The sequence below is a fragment of the Streptomyces cacaoi genome (assembly GCF_006539165.1).
Classification (GTDB): domain Bacteria; phylum Actinomycetota; class Actinomycetes; order Streptomycetales; family Streptomycetaceae; genus Streptomyces; species Streptomyces cacaoi.
Map to the genome: position 1 here is coordinate 88,110 of NZ_BJMM01000028.1, position 11,519 is coordinate 99,628.

10 protein-coding genes are annotated in these 11,519 nt (G+C 71.1%); 6 read left to right on the forward strand and 4 right to left on the reverse strand.

The window, feature by feature from the left end; all coding sequences use genetic code 11:
- Positions 1–5: 5 nt before the first annotated feature.
- Complete coding sequence (locus SCA03_RS23475) at positions 6–1,106, reverse strand: ThiF family adenylyltransferase (protein ID WP_030876463.1); 1,101 nt, start codon at positions 1,104–1,106, stop codon at positions 6–8.
- Positions 1,107–1,486: 380 nt separating this feature from the next.
- Between SCA03_RS23475 and SCA03_RS23480 the strand changes: the two genes are divergently transcribed.
- Complete coding sequence (locus SCA03_RS23480) at positions 1,487–2,047, forward strand: M48 metallopeptidase family protein (RefSeq protein ID WP_030876459.1); 561 nt, start codon at positions 1,487–1,489, stop codon at positions 2,045–2,047.
- A 44-nt stretch (positions 2,048–2,091) separates the two neighbouring features.
- Here the strand turns inward: SCA03_RS23480 and SCA03_RS23485 are convergent, their stop codons facing one another.
- Positions 2,092–2,688 (reverse strand): NUDIX domain-containing protein, encoded by a 597-nt coding sequence (locus SCA03_RS23485; protein WP_170297954.1) that lies wholly within the window; start codon positions 2,686–2,688, stop codon positions 2,092–2,094.
- Positions 2,685–4,160 (reverse strand): zinc-dependent metalloprotease, encoded by a 1,476-nt coding sequence (locus SCA03_RS23490; RefSeq protein ID WP_086817729.1) that lies wholly within the window; start codon positions 4,158–4,160, stop codon positions 2,685–2,687. The genes SCA03_RS23485 and SCA03_RS23490 overlap by 4 nt, the downstream gene beginning before the upstream one ends.
- A gap of 159 nt (positions 4,161–4,319) precedes the next feature.
- Between SCA03_RS23490 and SCA03_RS23495 the strand changes: the two genes are divergently transcribed.
- From SCA03_RS23495 to SCA03_RS23510, 4 genes are all read left to right on the forward strand, one after another.
- Complete coding sequence (locus SCA03_RS23495) at positions 4,320–5,420, forward strand: SDR family oxidoreductase (protein WP_030892120.1); 1,101 nt, start codon at positions 4,320–4,322, stop codon at positions 5,418–5,420.
- Between the two features lie 40 nt (positions 5,421–5,460).
- Positions 5,461–5,943 carry a molybdenum cofactor biosynthesis protein MoaE gene (locus tag SCA03_RS23500; protein ID WP_030876448.1) on the forward strand — a complete coding sequence of 161 codons (483 nt, stop codon included), beginning with the start codon at positions 5,461–5,463 and terminating at the stop codon, positions 5,941–5,943.
- Positions 5,944–6,352: 409 nt separating this feature from the next.
- Positions 6,353–6,631 (forward strand): hypothetical protein, encoded by a 279-nt coding sequence (locus tag SCA03_RS23505; protein ID WP_037851258.1) that lies wholly within the window; start codon positions 6,353–6,355, stop codon positions 6,629–6,631.
- 25 nt (positions 6,632–6,656) lie between these two features.
- The gene (locus SCA03_RS23510) at positions 6,657–7,778 is read left to right on the forward strand and encodes a YlbL family protein (RefSeq protein WP_030876445.1); all 1,122 of its coding nucleotides are present in this window, start codon (positions 6,657–6,659) and stop codon (positions 7,776–7,778) included.
- A 67-nt stretch (positions 7,779–7,845) separates the two neighbouring features.
- Here the strand turns inward: SCA03_RS23510 and SCA03_RS23515 are convergent, their stop codons facing one another.
- Complete coding sequence (locus SCA03_RS23515) at positions 7,846–8,436, reverse strand: PPA1309 family protein (protein WP_170297953.1); 591 nt, start codon at positions 8,434–8,436, stop codon at positions 7,846–7,848.
- 141 nt (positions 8,437–8,577) lie between these two features.
- On the opposite strand from SCA03_RS23515, the gene SCA03_RS23520 reads away from it, so the two are divergent.
- Positions 8,578–11,472: a UPF0182 family membrane protein gene (locus SCA03_RS23520; protein WP_086817731.1), complete on the forward strand. Its 2,895-nt coding sequence runs from the start codon at positions 8,578–8,580 to the stop codon at positions 11,470–11,472.
- The last annotated feature ends 47 nt before the right edge of the window (positions 11,473–11,519 follow it).

Genomic DNA, 11,519 nt, shown 5'->3' on the forward strand with positions numbered 1-11,519 from the left:
GGCGGCTACCCGGTCATTGTGGCGTGCGGCTCGGCTGTCTCCGAGCCGGTTCGGGCGGCGTGCACGGAAGCGGCACCGCAGGGGCACTCGTCGTGCGCCGTGAACTGTTCGGTGCTGGGCAGCAGGTGGGGGAGTGCGAGCCGTAGCCGGTATCCGCTGGTGCAGCCGCCGTCGCCGTCGATGTAGCTGAGGGCGTAGGAGGCGAGGATGCCGGCGGTTGTGGTGGCGAGGGCGATGTCGCAGGCGGGGGTGCCGGTGCGGCGCCGGTTGGCGGTGCGCCACTGGCCGACGAGCAGGGGCCAGCTGGGTTCCCGTTCGGTGCGGCCGCGCATCAGGCAGTCGGCGCAGGGGGTGATGCCGGGCAGGACGAGGGGGCCGACGATGCCGGTGGCTTCGGCGACGCCGCCGTAGAGGTGCGGGGTTCCGGTTTCCATGAACGGTTCGGCGGTGCGGGGGTCGGGGGCGTAGGCGTCGGCGCCGTCCCGTGGGGTGATGAGGACGAGGCCGACGCGGGCGCGGTTGCCGTTGCGTCCGTCGCGCCACTGTCCGACCGCGGTACGGGCGGCGGCGTCGCGGCGGGAGCCGACGGAGTGCGGGGGGAGTCCGCCGGGTGCGGTGTCCCAGGGTTCGACGTCTCCGCCGTCGATCACGTCGACCTGTCCGACGCCGGCTGCGGCGAGGGTGGCGGCGACGGTGGTGCCGACGCGGCCGGCGCCGCGTACCTGGATTCTGGCGGAGCGGCGGGTGGCGAGCCGTTGTACGGCCGATCCGGGTGCGTGGTGGACGACGGAGAGGGAGGCGAGGTCGGGGCGCAGTCGGTCGCTGATGGCGGCGGATGCTTCGCGGTCGGCGGTGGCGTCGTCCAGGAGGCCGGCGGTGGCGAGGCGTTCGGTGAGTTGTTGGGGGATGTGGGGGCCGAGTCCGAGGCGGCGGGCTTCTTCTTGGAGTTGGTCCATGTTGCGGGTGCCGTCCATGAGGTCCATGAGGGCGGCGGTGTGGTCGGTGACGGGGCCGAGCAGTACCGCGTGGGCGGGTGCCATGCCGTATTGCAGCGTCTGCCGGTCGCGCCAGCCGCGGCGCAGGGCGGGCTTGATCATCGGGTGCATGCGGTCCCCTTGGGGTGGTTCGGGCTGGTGGGGACAGCTTGGGGGGTGGGGGCGGTGGGATGCGGAGGGTTGTCCACAGGGAGTGGGATAAGTCGTATTAGCGGGTTGGCGGAGCGGGGTCGGGGAGGGCGTTTCTGCCTTCCCTTTCGCCTGCCGGGGAGGGACCGGTGCCCTTGGCCCACGGGGGCGGCGGATCGAAGTGAGGCGTGCCGGGGGACGGTCGGGCCGCCGGCGGGTCCGCTGCGGCGGCCGGATCGGCTGTTTCCGGGGTGGCGGGTGCTTCGGCCGGGTCGACTGCACCAGTTGAGTCGTGTGCGTCGGCTGTGTGGGCTGTGTCCGCGGGCGGGACTTCCTCCGGCGGCAGCGGGTAACGTCGATGCGTGACCGCCGACCCGCTGAACAGCACAGGCCGAAGCGCGGTCGAAGTGCGTCGCAGTGCGCGACGACGCCGCACGGTCTCCGCCTACCGCGAGGGCGACCGCACGATCGTGCTGATCCCCGCGCGGATGTCCGCCGAGGAGGAGGCCCGGTGGGTCCGCGTCATGCTGGAGAAGCTCGCCGCGCAGGAGAGCAGGCGCCGGCTGGGGGACGAGGATCTCGCCGAGCGGGCCGCGCAGCTGTCCGAGCAGTATCTCGACGGGCACGCTTGTCCGGCCTCGGTGCGCTGGGTCACCAACCAGAACACCCGGTGGGGCTCGTGCACCCCGGCCGAGGGAAGCATCCGGCTCTCCCACCGTCTCCAGGGCATGCCCGAGTACGTGATCGACTACGTGCTGCTGCACGAGTTGGCGCATCTGCTCGTGCCGGGGCACGGGCCGCGGTTCTGGCGACTGCTGGAGGCGTATCCGCGTACGGAGCGGGCGCGTGGCTTCCTCGAAGGGGTGGTGGCGGCCGAGCGGCTGCCGCACCGGTCGGCCGACTCGGGGCAGCCGGAGGACTGACAGCGTAAGGCCCCGGCTCCGGTGGCCAGGGGAAGGTGCCGCCGTCAGGCCGGGTGGGAGAGCAGCGCGCGGGTGCGCTCCACCAGGCGCACGACCGACGCGTCCGCGACCTCGGAGACCTCGTCGTAGGCGAACCAGCCCAGCTCCAGCGACTCCTCGCTGACCCGTTCCGCCGCGCCCGCCGGGGCCAGTGCCGCGTACTGGACGTCCAGATGCCAGGCGCACGGCGTCTGATGGCGGTCGAGCCTGACCGGCTCCCGGGTCAGGAGCGTCAGCCCCTCGACACCGGACTCCTCCCGGGCCTCGCGCAGCGCCGCGGCAGCCAGCGTCGCGTCCTGCGGCTCGCAGTGGCCGCCCATCTGGAGCCACATGCGCAGCTTGCGGTGGAGCGTCAGCAGGACCCGTTCCCGCGCGGGGTCGACGACCAGGGCGCTCGCCGTGAGGTGGCCGGCCGAGCACGCCTTCCACATGCCGTCCGGGTGGCCGGCCAGATGCCGCAGGTAGGACGTGCGCAGACGTTCCTGCTCCGGTTCGTCTCCCGGCGGGCGCCAGTCGTCCAGCACCCGCCGGGCGTCCCGGTGGAGCCGCGTCGCGTCCGGTGAGCCGTCCCTGGGGGCCGGTACCTCCTCGGGAGCGGTCACTTGTTCCCTTCGCCCTCGTCGCCGTCGGTGCGGTCCTGGCCGGTGTCGCCGGACGTGTCCGACGGCTTGTCCAGGCGGGGGCCCTGCGTGCTCTGGGAGGGGCCGCCCGCGGCGGCGTCGCCGAGCATCTTGTCCAGCTCGGAGAAGTCCGGCTGCTCGCGGTGCACGAAGCCGTCCGGGTCGTCGAGGTCGGCCGCGGTCGGCAGCATGTCCGGGTGCTCCCACAGGCCGTCGCGGCCCTCGGCGCCGCGGGCGTCCGCCAGCGTCGCCCACAGCCGGGAGGCGTCGCGCAGCCGCCGGGGGCGCAGCTCCAGGCCGATCAGGGTCGCGAAGGTCTGCTCGGCGGGACCGCCGGTGGCGCGCCTGCGCCGCAGCGTCTCGCGCAGCGCCGACGCGGACGGCAGGTGCGGTTCGGCCGCGGCGTGGACCACGGCGTCCACCCAGCCCTCGACGAGCGCGAGCGCCGTCTCCAGCCGGGCCAGCGCCGCCTTCTGCTCGGGGGTGTCCTCGGGCTGGAACATGCCCTGCTGGAGCGCCTCCTGGAGCTCCTCGGGGCGCTGCGGGTCGAGCTGGCCGACGACGTCCTCCAGCTTGGCGGTGTCGACCTTGATCCCGCGCGCGTAGCCCTCGACGGCGCCGAACAGATGCGAACGCAGCCACGGGACGTGGGCGAACAGCCGCTGATGTGCGGCCTCCCGCAGCGCGAGGTAGAGGCGGACCTCCTCCAGCGGCACGCCCAGGCCCTTGCCGAGCGCCTCGATGTTGCGCGGCAGCAGCGCGGACCTGCCCTCCGGGCCGAGCGGCAGGCCGATGTCGGTGGAGCCGACGACCTCACCGGCGAGGACACCGAGGGCCTGGCCGATCTGGGTGCCGAACATGGCGCCGCCCATCGAGCGCATCATGCCGAGCAGCGGGCCCGCCATGGCCTGCATCTCCTCCGGCAGCACGCTGCCCATGGCCGCGCCGACCCGCTCGGCGACCGGGTCGACGAGCTCCTTCCAGACCGGCAGCGTCGACTCGACCCACTCGGCGCGGCTCCAGGCGACGGCGGTGCCGGATCCGGACGGCAGTGAGGTGACGCCGTCCAGCCACAGATCCGCGAGGCGGACGGCCTCCTCCACCTCGGCCCGCTCGTGCGCGCCGACCGAGGCGTCCTTGGAGCCGTCCTGCGCTCCGGCGGCGACGGTCTGGCGGGCGATGTCCTTGGCCATGTCCCAGTTCACCGGGCCGCCCTCGTAGGAGAGCATCTGGCCCAGCTTCTGGAAGGCGGCGCCCAGGTCGCCCGGGTTCAGCTGGCCCTGGCCGCCCAGCGAGCCGAACATCGCCGCCAGCGGGTTGTCGGCGGGGCCGCCCGAGCCCTGGCCGCCGAAACCGAACGGATGGGGCCGGTCACCGCCCTGGTTCTTGTTGCCGTCGTCCCCGTCCTCGGGTTCCTCGGGAGGCTGGCCGAATCCGAATGGGGTGTCACTCACGGGTTTCCTCGGCTCTGTGTCGTCGGACGGTCTGGAATCGTTCCCGGACGCTGCGAATGTCCCGGGGTGAACTGGTGGGCTCTTCCTCCAGCCTAGACACCTGTCAGGCAGGATGGAGCCTGCGCACCTCGTACCAGAAACAACCACTGGAGACGCCCGGTGAGTTCCTCCGAGTCCCACGTTCGCGCAGCGCGAACCCCTACCGTCGCCGTCACAGGTGCCGCCTCGGGGGTCGGCGCGCTGCTCACCGAGCGGCTCGCGGCCTCGGACGCCGTCAAGCACGTCATCGCCCTCGACGAGCGCCGCGGCGACGTGAGCGAGGCCCAGTGGCACACGCTCGACATCCGGGATCCGGCGCTGGCCGACCGGCTGCGCGGTGACGGCGACCCCGTGGACGTCGTCGTCCATCTCGCCACCGATCTCGATCTGGAGACCGATCCGGCGGCCCGCACCGCCTACAACGTGCGCGGCACCCAGACCGTGCTGACAGCCGCAGCTGCCGCGGGCGTGCACCGGGTGGTGCTGTGCACCTCCGCGATGGTCTACGGCGCGCTCCAGGACAACGACGTGCCGCTGGCCGAGGACGCCGAGCTGCGGGCCACAGCTGATGCCACCGCTGTCGGGGATCTGCTGGAGATCGAACAGCTGGCACGCCGGGCGCCCCGCGCGCACCCCGGCCTGAACGTGACGGTGCTGCGCCCGGCCGTTCTCGTCGGCGCCGGTATGGACACCGCGCTGACGCGCTATTTCGAGTCGCCGCGTCTGCTGGTGGTCGCCGACTCCCGGCCCTGCTGGCAGTTCTGCCATGTCGAGGACCTGGTGACCGCCCTGGAGTTCGCGGCGCTGGAGAAGGTCGACGGCGAGCTGGCCGTCGGCTGCGACGGCTGGCTGGAGCAGGAGGACGTCGAGGAACTGACCGGCATCCGCCGCATGGAGCTGCCCTCCAGCGTCGCGCTGGGCGCCGCGTCCCGGCTGCACCGGCTGGGGCTGACGCCGTCCCCGGCCGGGGACCTGGCGTACACGATGTACCCGTGGGTCGTCAGCGGCAGCCGGCTGCACGAGGCCGGGTGGCGGCCGCGCTGGACGAACGAGGAGGTGCTCGCCGCGCTGCTGGAAGAGGTGGCGGGCAGGCACACCGTCGCCGGCCGCCGGCTCGGCCGGACGGAGGCGGCGACGGCGGCCGGTGCGGCGGGAGCCACCGTCGCGCTGCTGGGCACAGCTGCGCTGGTGCGCCGGGCCCGCAGGCGGCGCGGCCTGTGAGGTGTTCCGGAAACCCGGGCCGTAGGGCAGCATGACCGGCATGGCACAGACGTACGACGCGGCGGAGCGCCCCGACCACCCCGGTGAGCGGGCCGCCGCCGATCCGATCCGGCTCGCGGAGATCCGGGAGACGCCCCTCTCCGTCGACGAGGTCTTCGCCGCCGTCGGCGACCGGGCGGCCGGCGGTACCGCGCTGTTCGTCGGCACCGTCCGCGACCACGACGGCGGCGCCGACGTCGCACAGCTGGGGTACTCGGCACATCCCACGGCACAGGCCGAGCTGCGCAGGGTCGCCGAGAAGGTCGCGGCCGACCACCCGGTGCGGGCCATGGCCGCCGTCCACCGGGTCGGTGACCTACGCATCGGTGATCTGGCCGTGGTGGTGGCGGTCTCCTGCCCGCACCGCGCCGAGGCGTTCGACGCCTGCCGGCGGTTCATCGACGACCTCAAGCACGAGGTCCCCATCTGGAAGCACCAGACCTTCTCCGACGGCACCGAGGAGTGGGTGGGCGCCCAGGGCTGAAGGCCGGGAGCCGAGGGGCGGGAACCGCGAAGAGCGGGGAACCGCGACCCGCGGCTCCCCGGCCCCGTGCCGGGCGTCCGCTCCGTTCCGCGCGCCCCGTGCGCCGGAAGGCGGCCGGCCACACCCCGCAACCCCTGCGGCTCCCGGGGGCGCCTCCGTCGGCGCGAGCGCCCTCGCGTGCCTCTGCTCATCCCCGGCCCGTTCCGCCGTGCCCTCGGCCAGCAGGCGGAGCGGTGGACCGGGAACTCGGCGGTGTGCTCGTTCGTGGGCACTGTGTGGGCAAAAGGTCGGTGATCACTCCGGTTGCGTAACCGTGCCCCGAGTCGGACCGTTGTGTCTCCGACGGTTAATCTGCTCATCGGCCGGTCACCCGGCCAAAGGCACACTATCGAGGGGTCGGGAGGACTCGATGGCGGCTCTTGCCTGGTTGCTGATTCCGGTCGTCGCCGTGGTCGCCGCGAGCATCTGGGGAAGCTGGGCCGGCCGCCGCCGAACCACCACCCCCGATGTCGTCGGGGTCGCCGGCTACGAACGCTTCCGCGCCGCCATGGAACGCACCGGCCCCTCCCTCAGCGGTCCGGAAGGCCCCGGAACCGAGGGGCCCGCCCGTTCCCCGCGCGCGGCGGCGGCGCCCGCACGGGCCGTCGCGCACGCGGCCCCGGACGGACCGGCCCGGGCAGGCGACTGACCGAGCCGTCCCGTACTGTCGTGCCATGCCTCGCCGCACCGCGACCCTGCTCGCCTCCACACTGCTGCTCATAGCGCTGCTGTGCGCCGGTGTGCTCATCAAGGTGCCCTACGCCGAGATGTCGCCCGGACCGACGGTGAACACCCTGGGCAAGCACGACGGTGAACCCGTGCTCAACATCAAGGACGAGCCGGGCAAGAAGAACGAGCCGAAGCAGTACGGCACCTCGGGCCACCTCAACATGACGACGGTCCGCGTCACCGGCTCCGAGTACCGCATGAACCTCGTCGAGGCGCTGTCCGGCTGGCTGCGCGGCGAGCGCGCCATCGTCCCGCACGCGACGCTCTACCCGGACGACAAGTCGGCCGAGGAGGTCGACCAGGAGAACGCCGAGGAGTTCACGGCCTCGCAGGAGAGCGCCAAGGTCGCCGCGCTCAAGGAGCTGCACAAGCCCGTCGGTTCGCATGTGATCGTCGGGGCCGTCACCAAGGGCAAGCCCGCGCAGGGCAAGCTGCGCCCCGGGGACGTGATCACCGCCGTCGACGGCAAGCCGGTCGGCCGGCCGGAGAGCGTCGGGCAGGTTGTCACCCAGCGCAAGCCCGGCGAGGACGTCACCTTCACCGTCGTCCCGGTCAAGAAGGCCAAGGCGGCGCAGAAGAAGGGCAAGGAGCCGACGGAGCTGGACGGCCGGAAGGTCACGGTGCGGACGACCGAGGACGAGCAGGACGGCCGCGCCGTCGTCGGCATCCAGCCCGCGCTCGGCCACACCTTCCCGTTCGAGATCGACATCAAGCTGGCCGACGTCGGCGGGCCGAGCGCCGGACTGATGTTCGCGCTGGGCATCGTCGACAAGCTCACCCCCCAGAAGCTGACCGGCGGCCAGTTCGTCGCCGGCACCGGCACCATCGACGACGACGGCAAGGTCGGCGAGATCGGCGGCATCCAGATGAAGACCGTCGCAGCCCGGGAGAAGGGCGCGCGCTACTTCCTCACCCCCGCCGGCAACTGCCCCTCGGCGGCCAAGAACAAGCCCGACGGGCTGACGCTGGTGAAGACCTCCACCATGCACGAGGCGATGACGTCGCTGAAGAAGATCCGCGAGGGCCACCCGGAGCAGCTCACCGAGTGCAAGCCCGCCAAGGGCTGAGCCGGGCGGCGGGCCGGGGAGCCCGCCGGCCCCGCCGGTGTGTGCGGCGGGGCCCGGGCGGCAGGCCCTACTCCTCGAACGTCGCGGACAGCGCCTCGGCCAGGCCCGGCACCAGGCCGGAGCCCGTCAGCACCTCCGTCGTGGCGTCCTTCTCACGCAGCCGCAGCGCCGATTCCCGTTCGCCGTCCCGCAGCACCGCCACCGTCATCCGCACCTCCTTGCGTTCGGGGTGCTCGGCCACCCAGCGGGACAGCTCGGCGTCGTCCAGGCCCGAGGGGACCGACGCCTCGGCCGACGGCGGCAGCATGAGGCGCTCCACGGTCAGGGCACAGCCGTCGACGCTGTCCGGCCAGGCGATCGTGCCGAGGAACTCGTCCAGCGGGACGCTCGCGGGGATCTCGTCCTGTTCGACGGGGGTGAGAGAAGCGGCGGAGGAGGAACTGCCGGGCTGTTCCCCGGCGGAGGCGTCCGGTTCGCCGAGGCCCAGCTGCTGCGCCAGTTCCGGCTCCTGGGTGCGCAGCCGCGCGGTGTCCACCAGGGCGAAGAGGCGTGCGGGCTGGTCCCAGCCGAGCCCGGCGGTGTACTCGTCGATTTCGAGGACGGCACGGGTCAGCGGACCGGAGGCGAGAGGTGTGCCGTCAAGGGGGAGGTTGTCCATGTCCATATCGTGCCGTCTGAGACCCCGGAAACGGGAACTGAGTAAAGCTTGAGTAAGTTGCCGTAGTGGGCCTTACGATGCGGGCCCGGTTCAGCGCTACACAAACTGCGAATCTTCGAGGTGCGCACCTTGGCTTTCCAGATGCCGGAGCGGGGCTCAGGGGGCCCCTCCGGGCCACGGATCAGAGTGGGCCGGCCTTCCCGGCGCGCCCGGACGCTGTTGCTGACAGCGGGCGTGCTGGCCGTCCTGGCGATGCTGTTTGTCATGTTCGCCGGGTTCTGGACGGACTGGCTGTGGTACCGCTCGGTCGACTACAGCTCGGTCTTCACCAAGACCCTGTGGACCAAGATCGGCATGTTCGCCGTCTTCGGTCTGCTGATGGCCGCCGCCATCGGATTCAACATCTGGCTGGCCCACCGGCTGCGTCCGCCGCTCAGCGCGATGTCGCTGGAGCAACAGAGCCTCGACCGGTACCGCATGGGGCTCGCGCCGTACAAGAAGTGGATCCTGCTGGGGATCATGGCGCTCGTCGGGCTGATCTCGGGCGCCTCCGCGGCCGGTCAGTGGCGCACCTGGCTGATGTGGGTCAACGGCGTCACCTTCGGCACGAAGGACCCGCAGTTCCACAAGGACGTCTCCTTCTTCGCCTTCGATCTGCCGTTCTACCGCTTTCTGCTGAGCTTCGGATTCGCAGCGGCGATCCTCTCGCTGATCGCCGCCGCCCTCGTGCACTACCTCTACGGCGGGCTGCGCGTCACCACGCCGGGGGCGCGCGCCACCGCGCAGGCCACCGGTCATCTGTCGGTGCTGCTGGGGCTGTTCGTCGCGCTGAAGGCCGTCGCCTACTGGCTCGACCGCTACGGACTGGCCGTCAAATCGGGGGACTTCAAGTCCACGGACAACTGGACGGGCCTGAAGTACGTCGACGCCAACGCCTACCTGCCGGCGAAGACGATCCTGTTCATCATCGCCATCATCTGTGCGCTGCTGTTCTTCGCGACCATCTGGCGGCGCACCTGGCAGCTGCCCGTGATCGGCTTCGGTCTGATGGTGCTCTCCGCCATCCTCATCGGCGGGCTCTACCCGGCGATCGTGCAGAAGTTCCAGGTCTCGCCGAACGAGCAGTCCAAGGAAGCCCCGTACATCAAGAAGAACATCGATGCGACGCGTAAGGCGTACGACATCGACGACTCGCAGGTGCGGGACTACAAGGGCACCAGCAAGGCCGGCAACGAGACGCTGCGGGACGCCGCGGACACCACCGCGAGCATGCGTCTGCTGGACCCGAGCGTCGTCTCGCCGACCTTCCAGCAGAAGCAGCAGGTACGCGGCTACTACCAGTTCCCGCAGACGCTGGACGTGGACCGCTACAAGCACGACGGCAAGGAGCAGGACACCGTCGTCGGCCTCCGGGAGATCAACACCGACGGGATCCCGGAGAAGAACTGGATCAACGAACACTTCAAGTACACCCACGGCTACGGCATGGTCGCGGCCAAGGGCACCGAGGTCGACAAGGACGGCGCGCCGGCCTTCACGGAGAAGGACCTGCCGCCCAAGGGCGACAAGGGCAAGTACGAGGGGCGCGTCTACTACGGCGAGAAGACCACGCAGTACTCGATCGTCGGCGGGCCCCAGAAGGAGCTCGACTACGCCGACGACAACGGCGAGAAGACGTACTCCTACAAGGGCAAGAGCGGCGTCGACCTGTCCAACCCGGTCAACCGCGCCGCCTACGCCGTGACGTTCAGCGAGCCGCAGATCCTGTACTCGGGCGCCATCGGCGACGGCTCGCGCATTCTGTACAACCGCACGCCCAAGGAGCGCGTCGAGGCGGTGGCGCCCTGGCTGACCATCGACGGCGACCCGTACCCGGCGGTGGTCGACGGCCGCATCAAGTGGATCGTCGACGCCTACACGACCTCCAACGGCTACCCCTACTCGTCGCGTACGACGCTGGGGGACACCACGGCGGACTCCCTCACCGACGGGCAGCGCTCCGTGGTGGCACAGCAGAACCGGGTCAACTACATCCGCAACTCGGTCAAGGCGACCGTCGACGCCTACACCGGCGATGTGCAGATGTACCAGTGGGACAAGAAGGACCCGGTGCTGAAGACGTGGATGAAGGCGTTCCCCGGCACCGTCAAGCCGAAGAGCGCCATCGGCAGCGAGCTGATGGATCATCTGCGCTATCCGCAGGACCTGTTCAAGGTGCAGCGTGATCTGTTGCAGACGTACCACGTGACCTCGCCGTCGCAGTTCTACAGCGGCAGTGAGCGCTGGCAGGTGCCCGACGACCCGACGCACAAGGGCAACGCGGTACCGCCGTACTACCTGAGCATGAAGATGCCCGACCAGAAGTCGCAGCAGTTCCAGCTGACGACGACGTTCAACCCGAACAAACGCGAGACCCTGGGCGCCTTCATGGCGGTCGAGGCGGACGCGCGCAGCAACGACTACGGCAAGATCAGAATCCTGAGACTGCCACCGAACACCACCGTGTCCGGCCCCTCGCAGGTGCAGAGCAAGTTCAACTCGGATCCGGACATCGCCGAGAAGATCAACCTGCTCAAGCGCGGGGACTCGGAGGTCGAGTACGGCAACCTGATGACCGTCCCCCTGGAAGGCGGTCTGCTGTACGCGGAGCCCGTCTATGTGCGCGGTGCCGGGACGAACTACCCGCGGATGCGCAAGGTTCTGGTGACCTACGGCGAACAGATCGCGTTCGAGGACACCTTGGAGCAGGCCCTCGACAAGGTCTTCGACACGGAGGGCAGAACCGACGAGGGCGAGGACACCACCGGCCCGGGCGGCGACCGGGACGAGGGCGACCAGGGCGGCGAGCCCGAGAACGCCACGGTGGAGCAGGCGCTCAAGGACGCCCAGAAGGCCTACGACGACGGCCAGAAGGCCCTGGAGAAGGGCGACTGGCAGGAGTACGGCAAGCAGCAGAAGGAGCTGGAGGACGCGCTGAAGGAGGCGTCCGAGGCCGAGAACAAGGGCGGCAAGAACAAGGGGGGTTCGGGCAGCTAGCCCTTCCCCGCACGGGCGGGCGGCCGCGGTGACCGTCGAAGGTCACC

Coding starts and splice junctions, on each gene's coding strand:
- SCA03_RS23520 (WP_086817731.1), top strand. CDS start 8,578: ATGCCGGAGCGGGGCTCAGGGGGCCCCTCCGGGCCACGGATCAGAGTG.
- SCA03_RS23510 (WP_030876445.1), top strand. CDS start 6,657: ATGCCTCGCCGCACCGCGACCCTGCTCGCCTCCACACTGCTGCTCATA.
- SCA03_RS23505 (WP_037851258.1), top strand. CDS start 6,353: ATGGCGGCTCTTGCCTGGTTGCTGATTCCGGTCGTCGCCGTGGTCGCC.
- SCA03_RS23515 (WP_170297953.1), bottom strand. CDS start 8,436: ATGGACAACCTCCCCCTTGACGGCACACCTCTCGCCTCCGGTCCGCTG.
- SCA03_RS23500 (WP_030876448.1), top strand. CDS start 5,461: ATGGCACAGACGTACGACGCGGCGGAGCGCCCCGACCACCCCGGTGAG.
- SCA03_RS23475 (WP_030876463.1), bottom strand. CDS start 1,106: ATGCACCCGATGATCAAGCCCGCCCTGCGCCGCGGCTGGCGCGACCGG.